Source organism: Actinocorallia sp. B10E7, assembly GCF_039871655.1.
GTDB lineage: Bacteria > Actinomycetota > Actinomycetes > Streptosporangiales > Streptosporangiaceae > Actinocorallia.
This window is the reverse complement of sequence record NZ_JBDPLZ010000005.1, coordinates 363,702-379,060: the sequence shown is the minus strand read 5'-3', so window position 1 is coordinate 379,060 and position 15,359 is coordinate 363,702. Positions and strand designations below refer to the sequence as shown.

Here is a 15,359-nt window from a genome sequence, read left to right as displayed (position 1 = left end):
CCGGCGCATCGTGTACAAAGCAAGCCGCTGACCTGCGGAAACAGGACGGCGACCGAGGAGGGCACATGAAGTACGACGTCGTGGTGCGGGGCGGCCGATGGTTCGACGGGACGGGAGCCCCCTCCGCCGTACGCCACGTGGGTGTCGTCGGCGGGAAGGTCAGCGCGATCAGCTCGGAGCCGCTCGACGAGGACGACTGCCCGCGGGTGATCGACGCTTCCGGCAAGTGGGTGCTGCCCGGGTTCGTGGACATTCACACCCACTACGACGCCGAGATCCTCGCCGCCCCGGAGCTGACCGAGAGCCTGCGGCACGGGGTGACGACCATCGTGCTCGGCTCCTGCTCCCTGTCCACGGTTCATGTCGGCCCCGAGGACGCAGGGGACTTGTTCGGACGCGTCGAGGCCATCCCGCGCGAGCATGTCATCGACGTGCTCTCCGCGGGACGGCCCTGGTCGAATGCCGCGGAGTACGTCAAGGCGCTGGAGGGGCTACCGCTGGGACCCAACGTCGCGGCCTTCATCGGGCACTCCGACATCCGCGCCGCGGTGATGGGCTTGGCCCGGGCGACTCAGCACGAAGTGCGGCCCCTTTCCGCGGAAATCGAACGTATGGTCGAGATGCTCAGAGAGGCACTGGACTCGGGCTTCGTGGGGATGTCGGCACAACGGCTGCTGTTCGACAAACTCGACGGGGAACGGTGCCGGTCGCGAACCCTCCCCTCCACCTACGCCAAGAGAAAGGAGATGCGCCGGCTCACACGACTCCTGCGTGCCCGAGGCCGCATCCTGCAGGCCGCGCCGGACGTCGAGTCGCCCAGCGACATCGGAAAATTCCTTCTCGATAGCATCGGAACCGTCCGCAAACCGCTCAAGACGAGCCTGCTATCCGCCGCGGACGTCAAGTCCAACCCCGCGGTCATCCACCTCATGCCGTCGGTGGCCAGCGCGGTGAACCACCTCGGCGGCGACTTCCGCTGGCAGCACCTGCCGGTGCCGTTCCAGGTGTACGCCGACGGCATCGACCTGGTGATCTTCGAGGAACTGGGTGCCGGCGCCGCCGCGCTGCACCTGCGGGAGCAGGCCGAACGCGACGAACTGTTCCGCGACCCGGGCTTCCGCGAGTGGTTCAAGCGCGACTACGCCAAGCGGTTCACCCCCCGCGTGTGGCATCGGGACTTCAACGACGCCGAGATCGTCGCCTGCCCCGACCCCTCGGTGGTCAGCAAGTCCTTCGGCCAGGTCGCGGTGGAACGCGGTGACCAGCATCCCGTCGACGCCTTCCTGGACCTCGTCCTGGAGCACGGCACCTCGATCCGCTGGCGCACCACGATCTCCAACCACCGGCCCGAGCAGCTGGACAAGGTGGCGGCACACCCCGGGGTCCAGATCGGTTTCTCGGACGCGGGCGCCCACCTGCGCAACATGGCGTTCTACAACGTCGGTCTACGCTTCCTGCGCCGTGTCCATGACGCCGAGCAGGCAGGCCGCCCCTTCATGTCCCTCGAACACGCCGTCCACCGGCTGACCGGGGAACTGGCCGACTGGTTCGCCCTTGACGCCGGCCGGCTGCGCCAAGGGGACCGTGCCGACCTGGTCGTCGTCGACCCCGCCTGCCTGGATGACTCCCTCGACGCCTACGCCGAGGAGCCGTTCGAGCCGTTCGGGAACCTGTCACGGATGGTCAACCGCAATGACCCTGCGGTCACGGCGGTCCTGGTCGCGGGGCAGTACGTCTTCGGCCAGGGGGCCGCGGCAGACCACCTCGGCAGGCGCCGCACCGGCCGCTTCCTCCGGGCCGGCGAGGCGAAAGGCCAGGTCGACCCGGCCACCGTCGCGTAGGCGGCGTCTACGGCCGAGTGCGATCGGCACGCCAGGACCCGGGCACGTCCTGCCTGCGATCGAGCAGTTGGTGGCGTCCGGAGGTGCGCCGGGCGGAACTCGACGAGGGCCGCCCGGTGTTCTCTGGGCGGCCCCATGTGAGGTGCCTCGGAGATTCCGGACAGCCGCAGCGCCCTTGGCCTCTCCAGGCCGAACTCGCCCGCCGCGCCGGCATGGCCCAACCCCAGATCTCCAACATCGAAGTTGGCCCCCGCTCACCCTCCTCACCAAAGCCCTGGACGCGTCCCTGACCATCCGACTGAGAGCTGCCGTCCAGCCGTACGGACCGTTTCCCCAGGGATTCCCACCCATGTGGCCGATGTCCGACGCGGTGACCGGGTACCGGCCCAACGCGGGTTAGGGAACACGAATGCGGCATATGTCGCCGATGGGGTAGGCGGGGGCATGTGTAAATGATCGCGCTCTCCCCTCGGACACTTCGCAAGAAGTTATGAAGAAGCGGGGCAGATCATGATCTGCCCCGCTTCTTTGTTCTGAGCCTGTCGCGGGCGGCCGGGCGGCGGGCGTCAGGTGCCGCGGGTGAGAAGGCTCTTCGCGGATTCCCGGAAGTGGGAGACGAGCGGGTTTCGGTCGCCGGCGCGGGTGAAGACGGCCACCTGGCAGGGTTCGATTCCGTCGACGGGGACGGTGACGAGGTCGTCTCGGAGTGTGCAGCGCCGGTCATAGGCGGGCACGACGGCGATGGCCCGGCTGTCGGCGACTAGTTCGAGCTTGTCCTCGAAGGTGTCGACGACCACGGGGCCGAGCGGAGCCGGGTCGCCTCCCGAGCGGGGTTCGAGCCGCCAGAACCCGCTCCACGCCTCGGCCACGCCGACGCAGGCCACGAGGGGTTCGTCGGCGAAGTCGCGCGAGGTGACCGACTCCTTGCCGGCGAGGCGGTGGGAGGCGGGCACGAGGAGCACCCGGGGCTCGTCGTAGAGGACGGTCACGTCCAGGCCGTCGGTCGGGATCGGAAGGGGCGTCCGGGCGACGAGCGCGTCGACCCGGCGGTCGGGAAGGGCGCGGGCCTCGTTCCAGTCCAGGTGGCGGGTGCGGACGTTGGCGGCGGGATGGCGGCGGCGCAGGTCCCGCACCGCGGAGGTGATGACGAGGTCCTCGACGTATCCGACGGTGATCGTGCGCGGCGGCGCGGCGGCACGCGCGGTGAGCACGGCCTGCCGGGCGGAATGCAGGAGCGCCCGCGCCTGCGGAAGGAACGCCTCGCCCGCCGCGGTGAGACTGCTGCCCTGGGTGGTGCGCTCCAACAGACGCGTCCCGAGGACGTCCTCCAGCCGCTGGATCTGGCGGCTCAGGGAGGGCTGTGCGACGTGCAGCGCCGCCGCCGCGCGGGCGAAGTTCATGTGCTCGGCGACGACCGTGAAGTACCGCACCAGCCTCAGATCGAGGTCCGGGGAGGGATCGGACGACGGAGCGGGCGAGGTCTCCTCAGGCACGCCACCACCCTACGCGTTATGCCGATTCCGCATGACGTGGTGCGGAACAGGACTTAGACGCCCGGCTCGGATGGCTGTTGACTCGATGTCGTCCAGCCGGGGGCAAGGCGGCACTGCGCTCCATGACCCGCGGCCCGGCCCCGTGAGCTGCCGCGCATGGGCCCCTGCCGAACTCGCCGCGGACGGCGGCGGCTCCCAGCTCTGACCCCCGGCACCGAAGAGAAAGAAGTGAACTCATGCGTGTCTTCATCACCGGCGCGAGCGGCCACATTGGGTCCGCCCTCGTCCCCGAACTCCGCGCGGCGGGACATGCCGTCGTCGGCCTGGCCCGCTCGGACGCCTCCGCCGACGCGCTGCGGGACGTCGGCGCAGAGGTCCGGCGCGGCACCCTGGACGACCTGGACGTGCTGCGGGAGGCCGCGGCGGAGGCGGACGGCGTCATCCATCTGGCCTATGTCCACGACGCACCGGCGCATGTGGACCCGGCCGCGATCGACCTCCGCGCGATCAACGCGATCGGCGACGCGCTGGCCGGCTCGGGCAAGCCCTTCGTGGGCACGTCGGGCACACTGGTGCTCCCGCCCGGACGGGTCGGCACCGAGCAGGACGCGCCCGATCCCGCGGGGCCGGCGGCGCACCGGGTCCCGGCGGAGGAGGCCGCGGTCGCGCTGGCCCGGCGCGGGGTCAGGTCCTCGATCGTCCGCCTCGCGCCGACCGTGCACAGCTCGCTCGATCGCCGCGGCTTCATCCCCACCCTGATCGACATCGCCCGGCGTACCGGTGTGTCCGCTCACCCTGGAGAAGGCGCCAACCGGTGGCCCGCGGTCCACACCCTGGACGCGGTCCGGCTGTACCGGCTGGCGCTGGAGACGGCGTCGGCGGGCTCACGCTGGCACGGGGCCGCCGACGAGGGCGTGGCCTTCCGCGACATCGCCGAGACCATCGGCCGCCACCTGGGGCTCCCCGTCGTCGACATTCCGCCGGAGCAGGTGAGGGAGCACTTCGGTTGGCTCTCTTTCGCGGTCTCAGCGGACAACCCGGCGTCCGGCTCGCTGACCCGGCGGCTCCTGGGATGGCGGCCGGAACACCCCGATCTGCTCGCCGACCTCGACGAAGGCCACTACTTCACACCGTGAGTCCGGTGGGGCGCTCGCGGCGACGCATCGTCGAATTCGCAACGGTGTCTGTCCCCCGTGCGAGCTACAGAGGAGTGTCCACTGTGCGGTGATGATTCGGAAGGGGCTTGGTTCGTAGCGTTCTCGACGTAGCCGCGGCGGTCCGGTCGCGGGGATCGAGAAGGAGTCGTCGTGCGACTGTTGAAGCAGCTCGTGACCGTATTCGTGGTCGCTTTCGCCGGTAGTGCGGGTGTGGCGGCGGTGGAGGGGAACGCGCTTCTCACGCTGGTCCTCGGGGTCGCGGTGGCCGGTCTTCTGGTGGTCGCGTACGCGTGGGCGGTGCGGTGGTCCGAGCGCCGTGCGCCGGTGGAGGTGGCTGCGAAAGGCGCCGTCGCCGCCACCGGGCGGGGGGTGCTGATCGGGGTCGGCATGTTCGCGGCCGTCATCGCGAACATCGCGTTCATGGGCGGCTATCGGATCGACGGGCCGGGCTCCCTGGCGGGGGCGGGCGCGCTGTTCGGATTCATGGCGGCCGCCGCGGTGTCGGAGGAACTGATCTTCCGCGGCATCCTGTTCCGGATCGTCGAGGAGCGCGTCGGCACGTGGTCGGCGCTGGTGCTGACCGGGCTGCTGTTCGGCCTGTCGCATCTGGCCAACCAGCACGCGAGCCTGTGGGGTGCGATCGCGATCGCGATCGAGGCCGGGGGGATGCTCGCCGCCGCCTACGCCGCGACCCGCACGCTGTGGGTGCCGATCGGGCTGCACTTCGGCTGGAACTTCGCCGCGGCAGGCGTCTTCGGCACCGAGGTGTCCGGCAACGGCGAGACCGAAGGGCTGCTGAACGGGGTGACGTCGGGGCCGGCGCTGCTCACCGGCGGGGAGTTCGGGCCGGAGGCCAGCCCGTACGCGGTCGGGTTCGGGCTGCTGCTGACGGTCGTGTTCCTGTGGCTGGCGCGCCGTCGCGGCAACCTGGTCCCTCTGCGGCGCGGCGCCCGGGTCGACGCGGTGGCTAGGCTCGCGCAGTGATCGATCTCCGTCGGGTCCCGGATCTGTGGCGGCGGTGCGACGTCACGGTCCGGGACTCCCCGTTCGCGCTGCTGCTGGCCGCCGCGTCGTTCCTTCCCTCGTTCCAGGGCGGCGGGACGCAGTTCGGCGACCTGCCCGCCCGGCCCTTCGACGCCCTCGCCGTCGTGGTGGTCGCCCTCCAGTGTCTTCCGCTCGCGGTGCGCCGGCGCTGGCCGGCCGTCTGCGTGGCCCTGGTGTCGGCCGGTTTCGTCCTCGACCAGTTGCGTTCCTACCACACAGTGGCGAGCACCGCGCTGCCCATCGCACTTGTCAGTGCCGGGGCCTATCTGGAACATCGCCGCCGCGTCGCCGCGGTCCTCCTCTCGGCGGCGTACCCGCCGCTGGTGGTCGCGCTCGAACGGCTCGGCGCGAACGAGACGCCGGAGGAGTACGCGCTGTTCTACCTGGCGCTGGTCCTCTCCTGGGGCATCGGGGCCTGGCTGCGCTCCACCCGGGCCGCCGAGGCCGAACGGCGTCGGCACATCGCCGAGGCCACCCGCACCGCCGAACGCACCCGCATCGCCCGAGAGCTCCACGACGTGGTGACCCACCACGTGACGGCGATGGTCGTCCAGGCCGAGGCGGCGCGCTACCTGACCGCCGCGCCCGACCGCCTCGACGGGGCCTTGAGCGCCGTCACCGACACCGGGCGGCGGGCCATCTCCGACCTGCGGCACCTGCTCGACCTGCTCGCCCCCGACCACGACACCGACGTCAGGACGCCGTCCGTCGGCGAGCTCCACACGCTCGTGGACCAGACGCGCCAGGCCGGTCAGCCGGTGGAGTTCAGCGAGGAGGGCGAGCCCGCGGAAACAGCGGGCAGCGCCGAGTTCGTCGCCTATAGGGTCGTGCAGGAATCCTTGACGAACGCCCTCAAGTACGCCCACGGCAGCCGCACTTCGGTCCGCGTGCGCTACGGCGAGAAGGAGATCCTCGTGGAGGTCGGCACCGACGGCTCCGGCTCGCGGTCGGGCTCGCCCGGCGGGAGCGGACGGGGCCTCTCCGGGCTCCGCGAGCGGGTCGACGCCCTGGGCGGCGAGTTCAGCGCCGGTCAGCGGACGGACGGCGGCTTCGTGGTGCGGGCCCGCATCCCCGCGGGGAGCCCGTCGTGAGCGCGCCGGTCCGGGTCCTGATCTGCGATGACCAGGCGCTGATCCGCACCGGGTTCTCGACGATCATCGGCGCGCAGCCCGACCTGGAGGTGGTGGGCGAGTGCGGGGACGGCCGCACCGCGGTCGACCTCGCCCGCCGGCTGGACCCGGACATCGTGGTGATGGACGTGCGCATGCCGGTGCTCGACGGCATCGAAGCGACCCGCCTGCTGGCCGGCGCCGGGGTGGAGCGTCCCGTCAAGGTGCTCGTGGTGACGACGTTCAACCTGGACGAGTACGTGTACGAGGCGCTTCGCGCGGGCGCGAGCGGCTTCCTGCTCAAGGACGCCCCGCCGGCGCAGCTACTGCACGGCATCCGCACCGTCGCGACGGGCGCCGCGCTGCTGGCCCCCGAGGTGACGCGCAAACTCGTCGGCAGGTACGCGGCGCGGATCCGCCCCGCCGAGGACACTCCGGACGGCATCCCGCTGACTCCGCGCGAGCTGGAGGTCCTGCGCCTCATCGCCGACGGCATGTCCAACGGCGAGATCGCCGCGACCCTGGTGATCAGCCAGGAGACCGTCAAGACGTACGTCTCACGCATCCTCACCAAGCTCGACCTGCGCGACCGCGTCCAGGCGGTGGTCTACGCCTACCGCAACGGCCTGGCCACCTGAAGGTCTCCTCCTGCCGCACGAGGGACCGCTCAGGGGCGAGCGCCGGCGTCAGCGGTCCTGCGGTTGGAGACGGTCCTGCGGACGGGTGCGGGCGGAGGCACGGAGCAGGCTGAGGATGAGGATGGCACCGACGGGCAGGCGCATGGCGAGCAGGACCGTGATGCCGGGGCGTCGGCGGGGCTGCGGAGGGGGCCGTTCGTCGACAGGGCGAGGACGGAGAGCGCTGTGATCGTGCAGCCACGCGGACCGCTTCCCGCCGGGGATTCGAACCTGTGTGACCGATGCCCCGTCCAACGACCGGGCACCGGCCCGACACGGGTCAGGGAACGCGAATGCGGCAGATGTCGCCGATGGGGCCTCGGACGCGATCATCGAGGACTCCACCGGTTGCGGACCGCCTCGGTAGGCTGCCGCCGACTACGACGCCCACCTCTATCTCGCCAACGCGCCGGTGCGACTGTGAAGGCCGGGAACCGTCGATCGAGCGTCCTCCGCCCCGTACCGGCACCGTTCGTGATCATCGCGCCTGGCCGGAGCCCGGCTCTCGGCCCGCCCCGGCGGGTCAGGCCGGGTCGTAGCCGCCGGCTGCGATCTCTTCGACCAGCGACGGCCGGGACGGCTTCCAGCCGAGAAGCCTGCGGGTCTTCTCGCCGGTGGCCTGCTGGTCGAGCAGGAGCGCCTCGCCGAACGCGCCGAGCCGCTCGATCGTCGTGGCGCCTTCCTCGGGCACTACGCGGCCTTCGAGACCACGGCGGCGGCTGGCGGCCTCGCCCAGCTCGCGGGTCGTCGGGTTCTGGCCGCTGACGCCCAGGAAGCGCGAGCCCGTCTCGCCGTGCTCGAGGACGGCGACGTAGAGCTCTGCCAGGTCGTCGACGTGGACGGTGGTCCAGTGCTGCGTGCCCGGACCGACGAGGACCAGCGCGGCGGGGTCACCGGTCTGCGCGGCGGACGCCACGACGTTGGGGACGCCTCCCCCGCGGCCGTAGACGATGCCGGGCTCGACCAGCAGGGAACGGATCCCGGGTGCCGCCAGGACGCGTTCGTCGAGCTCCTGACGCCAGGCCACGAGGCCCGGTGCGTCGATCGGGGTGTCCTCGGTGATGTCGTCACCGGAACCGTGCACCCAGAGACCGCCGGTGCGCACGAAGGTGCCGCCGGCACGCAGGCCCTCCAGGACGGCTTCGGCGAAGTCGGTGTCGGCGGCGGCGCTCGTCTCATCACCCGGTGAGGCGGTCGCGATGACGGCGTCGGCCTCGACGGCGAGGCGGCGGACCACGTCGCGGTCGCGCATGTCGGCGACGACGGGCGTGACGCCGTCGCGCCGTACCGCCTCGGCCTTCTTCTCGTCGCGGACGAGGGCCGTGACGGAGTGCCCGGCCTGGACCAGGGCGGAGAGCACTCCTGAGCCGATGTAGCCGGTCGCGCCGGTCAGGAAGATGTTCATGGGCTGCTTACTCCTGGAAGTGAGGGGTGAGTCGTGCTCCTCCCATGATCGACGCGCCGAGTGTTCGAGGGAAACGAATACCTTCGATCTCGTTCATCGCCGTCGGCGATGACTGCTCTACGCTGGCTTCGTGGAACAACGTCAGTTGCAGTTCTTCGTCGCGGTGGCCGAGGAGCTCAGCTTCACCCGGGCCGCCCAGCGCACCCATGCGGTGCAGTCGACGGTCTCGGCGAGCATCCGGGCGCTGGAGAAGCAGCTCGGAACGCCGCTGTTCGAGCGCAGCACCACGCGGGTCTCCCTCACCGAGGCCGGAAGGACGCTGCTGCCGGAGGCGCGACGTGCCCTCGACGCGCTGGACCAGGCCCGTGCGGCGGTGGACGGTCTCCGCGCCGGCATCACCGGCAGCCTGCGTGTCGGCACGCTCTCAGGTCTCACCGCGGTCGACGTCCGGGCGCTGGTCAGCGACTTCCGGGAGCGATACCCCGGAGTCCGCCTCAGCCTCAGTGTCGACGCCGCGGGCACCGAGGGACTCCTGCGGCGTGTGCGCTCGCACGCCCTCGACGTCGCGTTCGTCGGCGTTCAGACTTCGAGCATCCCCGACGTCCACCTGCACCCCATCGCCACTTTCCAGCCCCGCCTGCTCGTCCCCGCGGACCACGCGCTGGCCGGGCGTGAGCGGGTGGCCCCGGCGACCGTGGCCGACGAGGCCTTCATCGACCTCCCCCCGGGTTTCTGCAACCGGGACCGGTCCGACAACGACTTCCGACGCGCCGGTATCACCCGGACCATCGCGGTCGAGGTCAGTGACCTGAGCGCGATTCCCGCGTACGTCGAGTCCGGGATCGGCCTGGCCCTCGTCCCCCCGCTCGCCGCGGAGGCCGGAGCCCGCGTCGTGCCTGTCGATCTCGACCCGCCGGCCGCGACCTGGACGCTCGCCGTGGCCCGGCTCAACATCTCGGCACCGACCCGGGCGACCCTCGCCTTCATGGACCTGGTCGATGACCACGTCGTCCAGCGCGACCATTACTGAGAGTTCTCACGACCGGGCGAAAAGGGTCCCGGCGCGAGCAGGACAAGCACCCACCAGAAGGTGGCGCCGATCATGCGGAGGAGCCGGTCGCCGAAGCTTCGAGGGAATCATCCCGGATGGTGGTTTCGTGCCTTCCTGAGGCGGGTGAACGTGAGCCTCTCCACAGCAGCCACACCATGAGGAGCGCCTCTCCGGCGAAGGTGAACCTCGCGACGTCGGCGTCGTAGTCCGCGAAGAGGATCGAGCCCGCGCCGTCGACGACGTAGCCGGCACCGGCGATCATCAACAGGACGCCGAGCGTTCTCGGGATGAAACGCGATCTGTAGACCAGGTGGCCGAGGACGAGCAGATGAAGGCCGAAGATCGCCAGCGCGGCGTCCCAGCCGTCCTTGAAGGCGTTCACCGCCGTCAGAGCCTGCGCCTCCAACTGCCGGGCGGTGAACGCGTCCGGTGAGCCGCCGTCGGTCAGGAGGCGTACTGCGACCAGGAGGTCGATCAGTACCGCTGCGAAGACGGCGGCGTACGTCACCCTGAGCCACGCGCAGAACGTCGCGGTGTGCCTGCCGACCGGGGTCAGCAGCGCGTAGAGGGCCCAGGCGACGAGCACGTCGAGCACCGCGACGATCAGGAAGCCGCCGGTGAGCGCCCGGAACCTCGACTCGTGATCGACGATGTTCCGCGCGGTCTTCGCGGCGTCCGCGTCCACCACCAGATCGTTGAAGGTCGAGAAGCTCCAGGCCGCGAGTACGGTCATGCCCAGCAGGCCGAAACCCGCGGCCGTCGCCGCCCTGCGAAGCGTTGGTCCGGTGTCGGTGGTCGTCATGTCCATCTCCCAAAGCTGATCGTTTCGGTCGCGCCGCGCCGTCAGGTCGGCTCGTCCGGCGGATCGGGGTACTGGAACACCTCCTCGAGCGGAACGCCGAAGACCCGGGCGATCCGGAAGGCCATCTCCAGGGACGGCGAGTAGCGCCCCTGCTCGATGGCGATGACGGTCTGGCGGGTCACCCCGATGAGCTCGGCGAGCCGGGCCTGCGTCATCTCGCCGCGGGCGAAGCGCAGCGCGCGGATCGAGTTCGTGATGCGGGTCGGCTTCACCACTGCGGCAGACCCCTGCGGTACATGACGACCTTGGCGATCGACCCGAGGACCGCCGACAGCACGAAGCAGAGATAGATCACGTTGGCGATCCAGAACCGGTCCCACCCGGCCATCGCCATCAGCATCGCCGCGACCGCCCCCACGATCACGAAGGACTGGCCGACGTGCTCGCCGAGCCGCCCGATCTCCCGATCCCGCACGTCCTTGACCCGCGAAGCCCGAGGACTCACCACACCGATCCCGATCTCAGCCGCGATCGAAGCCGCGATCGCCCCGCCGACCGTCCACAACAGGGCCGCCGCATAGGGCACCTCGGTCGGCGGACGCCCCCCGGCCCGGCCCATCACGATGATCACATACGTCGCGTACGCGACCGCGCTGACGACCAGCATGATCCACGCGCGCTTCTCCTCATGGGTCACACCGGCCTCCATGTAAGAAATCTTTGACATCACCAAGGTAAGCGATGATTGACCTCATGTCTAGAAAATTTGACATTGCCACTCGCGGGCACCGGCGCTGCGAGGCCGGCCCGACGGCTTCATGCCGGGAGTCCGCCGTGTGGCCTCTCCCCGCAGATGACCGGGTGGGCGAGGCGGTCGGTCTGACGCGGAAGGCGGTCCGTCGGCGGCCGTGCCGTGGATCAAGATCTGTCCGGGGGCACCGCTGCTGGTGATCGGCGCCGTGCTGCCCGGCAAGGGGCTGGGAGACCTGCTTGACCAGCGGGGTACCGCGCCGGGCCGCGGTGGGACTGCGGGGCGTCACGCGTGCGGAACTGCCGCGCGAGGTCATGGCCGGGCTCGCCGTCGGCGGCGAGCCCGTGCTCGGCGGCCTTCGCCTCAGGGCTCCAGGCAGGCCGGGATGGAGCCGGACCGGACCGAGGGGCGTTCGGTGCGGCCGGAGGGGTCGTAGACCTTCACCCGGCGGACGCCGGAGAACCGCTTGAGGGTGCGGGTGATCTCGTCGGCGACGGTGAGGGTCACCCTGGCGACGCCTTTGCGGACGTCTGCCAGGGGATGGTGGCCTGGAGGACCGCTTCGGACAGCGCCTCGGTCCGCAGCGCCGTGACCTCGTGGTACTCCGGGTCGGCGACCATGCGGAGGAACGCCTCACGGCTCGGGTACTGCACGACGAGAACGGCGTCCCAGTCCTGGCCGTCCTCGGCGACCAGCGCCGTGGAGCCCTGGCCGGCGTACAGGACCTTGCCCCCATGGCGTTTCAGGAAAGGTCCGGTGCGCCGCGCGTACTCCTGGTACGAGGCTTCACCGTCCGGGGCGAAGCGCAGCAGGTTGAGCATGACCACCGGCCCGCCGGGGTCTTCCGCCACGAAGCGCTTCAAGTCCTCTTCTCGCGGATTGACTGCCACCGGCCGCCCTCTTTCTCACGCTTTCGGGAACGCCAAGGCTAGAAATCCCGCTGCTTTCAGCGCAACGGGGAGGCCGAAGACTGTGCGGCACCACAATCCGCGCCCACGCGCCTGAGGCGGGACGGTTCATCGCCGACAGCGTGTGGCGGCGCGACGGTTCTTACATATACAAGAATGTCTACTTGACGGTGGCATCGAGAACTGCGACGCTCGGACGCTCCTCCTCCTGCCGGTGTCTCCGGCCCACCCCCCGAGAGGATTCCAGTGAGAAGGTCTTCGTTCGTGCTGCCCATGGCGGCCCTCGCGCTGGCGGCGGCGACCGCGCTTCCCGCCTCCGCCGAGCCCGCGCCCCGGATCGACGTACAGTACGCGCCCGCCGAGATCGCCCGGCCGGGCGAGTACCTGGTCAAGGTCGAGGACGGCGCCTCGGTGGACGCCGTGTTGTCACGCGCCCGCGTCAGGCAGACGATGTCCCGGTGGTCCCACGCGCCCAACGGATTCGCGGCGCGGCTCTCGCACCGGCAGCTCGAACTTCTCCGCAGCGACTCCCGGGTCGTGCAGATCGCCCAGAACGTCATCATTCGAAACGCGCCCGCGAAGGCGGAGGCGTCGGCGGTCCAGACGGATCCCGGCTGGGCGCTCGACCGCATCGACCAGGCCGCTCTCCCGCTGGACGGCACCTTCACCGCGAACTCCACCGGTGCCGGAGTGAACGTCTACATCATCGATGACGGCATCGACACCAGCCATCCCGACTTCGGTGGACGGGCCTCGACCGTGTACGACCCCCACGGCGGAAACCTCACCGATGAGTGCCTCGCACACGGCACCGGGGTCGCCGGAGTCGTGGGCGGCGAACGCTACGGGGTGGCCAAGCAGGCCAACCTGTTGTCCGTTCGTCTCAACGCCTGCGGCAGCGGTCTCACCGTCGACAGGTTCATCAATGCGGTGAGCTGGGTGGCCGATAACCACCAAAAGCCGGCGGTGGCCAACATCTCCAGCAATTTCATCAGCGACCCCTGGTTCAACGCCGTCTTCAGCGGCTGGATCCGCATGGCCGTCAACGGACTCTCGGACCAAGGGGTCTTCGTAGCGGCGTCCGCCGGCAACTCCGACGTCGACGCCTGCACCCAGTCTCCCGCCGACGCGCTCGGCGCCTTCGCCGTCGGGGCGACCGACAGCACGGACACCAGGGCTCCCTTCTCCAACTGGGGCACCTGCGTCGAAATCTACGCGCCCGGCTCCAACGTCGACATACCCAAGGCGGGCGGCGGTTACAGAACGTGGGGCGGCACCTCATTCGCCGCGCCTTACGTCGCCGGAGTGGCCGCCCTCTACAAGGCCACATACGGCGACGCCCCCTCCACGACCATCGGCACCTGGCTGACCGACAACGCCACCCCCGGAGTGGTCAACGGCAACAACACCCCCGGGCCGACCCCGAACCTGCTCCTGAACACCGGCGGTCTGTGACGCGAAGGGCCGCAGGCCCCCGCACTCCCGGTGTCCGCCCTGCCGTCCGTGTCACCCCGGACGGCAGGGCGGACACCTGTCGCCGCGACGGTCACCCCCACCGGATCGGCGTCGGAAATGAAGAGGAACATGGGGTTCTTGATCTCTGGAGGACGTGTGGCCGGACTGTCGCCACTCCTGCCGACGGATCCGGTGAGCGTGGGCCCTTACCGGCTCGAAGGCCGGCTCGGCGCCGGCGGCCAGGGCACCGTCTACCTCGGCGGCGACGAGAACGGCCGACGGGTGGCGGTCAAGCTCCTGCACGCCCACCTGATCATCCAGGAGGCCGCCCGCACCCGCTTCCTCGACGAAGTGGAACTCGCCAAGCGGGTCGCCCCGTTCTGCACGGCCCAGGTGCTCGACAGCGGCGTCCTGGACGGCCGGCCCTACCTCGTCAGTGAATACGTCGACGGCCCGTCGCTGCAGGCCTCGGTGCGCGACTCCGGGATCCGCGGCGGTGCGGCCCTGGAGCGGCTGGCCCTCAACACCGTGACGGCGCTGGCCGCGATCCACCGGGCCGACGTGGTGCACCGCGACTTCAAGCCGGGCAACGTGATCCTCGGCCCGGACGGCCCGGTGGTGATCGACTTCGGCATCGCCCGCGCCCTGGACCTCAGCCAGTCGCTCACCGGCAGCCAGGCCGTGGGCACCCCCGGCTACACGGCACCCGAACACCTCCGGGGAGAGGAGACCGGTCCGGCGGCCGACCTGTTCGCCTGGGGAGCGACCATGGCCTACGCCGCCACGGGGAAGACCGCCTTCGGCGGCGCGTCGTTCTCCGCCGTCATGTACTCGGTCCTCCACGGCGAACCGCACCTGGACGGCCTGGACGGCCGGTTGGAGGCGATCGTCCGCGCCTGTCTGGAGAAGGACCCGGCCAAGCGCCCCACCGCCGTCGAGGTCGGCGACCGGCTTCGCGCCCTGCCGGCACCCGCATGGCAGAACGGCGTCGTTCCCTCTCCCGGCCCCCGTGACGACGAGCGGGAGCGCTCCGGCGGATACCCGACGGTGCCGGGCGGGCACCGGCACCGCAACCGGATCAGCGCCGCGGCCCTGGCCATGCTGGTACTGGTCGGAGTCGTCTACTTCGCCGTCCCGACCCTCCGACCGCAGCAGTCCGCCGAGCTGTCGGGGACCTCCCCCAGTGTGACCCTCAAGCCGTCGGACCCCGCGGTCCCCGAGGGGGAACAGGCCGTCGCGATGCCCTCTCCCACGAAGACGCCCCGCGCGTCCAAGACCCCGAAGAACCGGAACAGCCCTCGAAACCCGGACGGCACACCGAGACCGGGCAGCACCGAATCCCCTGCCGCCGAGAAGCCGTCCTCTCCGAAGCCGTCCTCCTCGACGAGCCAACCGCCCCCGGCGGACCAGCCTCCTCCGGTGAACCAGCCGCCCCCGGCGGACCCGAAAACGCTCGGCACCGTCACCACGAAGGACATGGCCCAGTACTGCTCGGCCCACGGCTACCCGGTGTACTTCTACCTCAACGGCGCTCTCACCTGCCAGGGCAAGGGCTCGACGACGACCGACGTCACGGCCGTATGCCGCTGGCGTTTTCCCGGTGAACCCAACGTCCGGGCGAACGGCACCACCTGCGTCTCCTACCCGTAGCCCGGAGCACGTCCCG

The 15,359-nt window shown here is 70.6% G+C and carries 15 protein-coding genes; 8 read left to right on the top strand and 7 right to left on the bottom strand.

Annotated elements, in window-relative coordinates:
• Positions 1-65: 65 nt before the first annotated feature.
• Positions 66-1,841 (top strand): amidohydrolase family protein, encoded by a 1,776-nt coding sequence (locus tag ABGB12_RS19550; protein ID WP_347679887.1) that lies wholly within the window; start codon positions 66-68, stop codon positions 1,839-1,841.
• A 566-nt stretch (positions 1,842-2,407) separates the two neighbouring features.
• Here the strand turns inward: ABGB12_RS19550 and ABGB12_RS19545 are convergent.
• Positions 2,408-3,334, bottom strand: a complete 927-nt coding sequence (locus tag ABGB12_RS19545) for a LysR substrate-binding domain-containing protein (protein WP_347679886.1) — start codon at positions 3,332-3,334, stop codon at positions 2,408-2,410.
• A gap of 236 nt (positions 3,335-3,570) precedes the next feature.
• Here ABGB12_RS19545 and ABGB12_RS19540 point away from each other — a divergent pair, with 236 nt between their 5' ends.
• The 4 genes from ABGB12_RS19540 (at position 3,571) to ABGB12_RS19525 (ending at position 7,282) form a co-directional block, all read left to right on the top strand.
• The gene (locus tag ABGB12_RS19540) at positions 3,571-4,470 is read left to right on the top strand and encodes an SDR family oxidoreductase (RefSeq protein WP_347679885.1); all 900 of its coding nucleotides are present in this window, start codon (positions 3,571-3,573) and stop codon (positions 4,468-4,470) included.
• A gap of 171 nt (positions 4,471-4,641) precedes the next feature.
• Entirely contained in the window at positions 4,642-5,475 is an 834-nt protein-coding gene (locus tag ABGB12_RS19535; protein WP_347679884.1) for a type II CAAX endopeptidase family protein, read from the top strand.
• Positions 5,472-6,626, top strand: a complete 1,155-nt coding sequence (locus ABGB12_RS19530; RefSeq protein WP_347679883.1) for a histidine kinase — start codon at positions 5,472-5,474, stop codon at positions 6,624-6,626. The genes ABGB12_RS19535 and ABGB12_RS19530 overlap by 4 nt, the downstream gene beginning before the upstream one ends.
• Positions 6,623-7,282 carry a response regulator transcription factor gene (locus tag ABGB12_RS19525; RefSeq protein ID WP_347679881.1) on the top strand — a complete coding sequence of 220 codons (660 nt, stop codon included), beginning with the start codon at positions 6,623-6,625 and terminating at the stop codon, positions 7,280-7,282. Before ABGB12_RS19530 ends, ABGB12_RS19525 begins: the two co-directional genes overlap by 4 nt.
• Positions 7,283-7,844: 562 nt before the next feature.
• Here the strand turns inward: ABGB12_RS19525 and ABGB12_RS19520 are convergent.
• Positions 7,845-8,726, bottom strand: coding sequence for an NAD-dependent epimerase/dehydratase family protein (locus ABGB12_RS19520; RefSeq protein ID WP_347679879.1), 882 nt, complete (start codon positions 8,724-8,726; stop codon positions 7,845-7,847).
• A 130-nt stretch (positions 8,727-8,856) separates the two neighbouring features.
• Here ABGB12_RS19520 and ABGB12_RS19515 point away from each other — a divergent pair, with 130 nt between their 5' ends.
• Entirely contained in the window at positions 8,857-9,756 is a 900-nt protein-coding gene (locus tag ABGB12_RS19515) for a LysR family transcriptional regulator (protein ID WP_347679877.1), read from the top strand.
• Between the two features lie 70 nt (positions 9,757-9,826).
• Here ABGB12_RS19515 and ABGB12_RS19510 read toward each other — a convergent pair whose 3' ends face one another.
• The 5 genes from ABGB12_RS19510 to ABGB12_RS19490 all read right to left on the bottom strand — a co-directional run bounded on the left by ABGB12_RS19510 (position 9,827) and on the right by ABGB12_RS19490 (position 12,220).
• Positions 9,827-10,579, bottom strand: a complete 753-nt coding sequence (locus ABGB12_RS19510) for a DUF4386 domain-containing protein (RefSeq protein ID WP_347679875.1) — start codon at positions 10,577-10,579, stop codon at positions 9,827-9,829.
• Between the two features lie 41 nt (positions 10,580-10,620).
• Entirely contained in the window at positions 10,621-10,854 is a 234-nt protein-coding gene (locus ABGB12_RS19505; protein WP_347679873.1) for a helix-turn-helix transcriptional regulator, read from the bottom strand.
• On the bottom strand, positions 10,848-11,276 hold the full coding sequence (locus tag ABGB12_RS19500) for a hypothetical protein (protein WP_347679871.1): 429 nt from the start codon (positions 11,274-11,276) through the stop codon (positions 10,848-10,850). Before ABGB12_RS19500 ends, ABGB12_RS19505 begins: the two co-directional genes overlap by 7 nt.
• Before the next feature lie 417 nt (positions 11,277-11,693).
• Positions 11,694-11,837: a hypothetical protein gene (locus ABGB12_RS19495; RefSeq protein ID WP_347679869.1), complete on the bottom strand. Its 144-nt coding sequence runs from the start codon at positions 11,835-11,837 to the stop codon at positions 11,694-11,696.
• Positions 11,834-12,220: a DUF1330 domain-containing protein gene (locus ABGB12_RS19490; protein ID WP_347679867.1), complete on the bottom strand. Its 387-nt coding sequence runs from the start codon at positions 12,218-12,220 to the stop codon at positions 11,834-11,836. Before ABGB12_RS19490 ends, ABGB12_RS19495 begins: the two co-directional genes overlap by 4 nt.
• A 264-nt stretch (positions 12,221-12,484) precedes the next feature.
• Between ABGB12_RS19490 and ABGB12_RS19485 the strand changes: the two genes are divergently transcribed.
• Together ABGB12_RS19485 and ABGB12_RS19480 are read left to right on the top strand one after the other, a co-directional pair.
• Entirely contained in the window at positions 12,485-13,693 is a 1,209-nt protein-coding gene (locus tag ABGB12_RS19485) for a S8 family peptidase (protein WP_347679865.1), read from the top strand.
• 156 nt (positions 13,694-13,849) lie between these two features.
• Positions 13,850-15,343, top strand: coding sequence for a protein kinase (locus ABGB12_RS19480; RefSeq protein WP_347679863.1), 1,494 nt, complete (start codon positions 13,850-13,852; stop codon positions 15,341-15,343).
• The last annotated feature ends 16 nt before the right edge of the window (positions 15,344-15,359 follow it).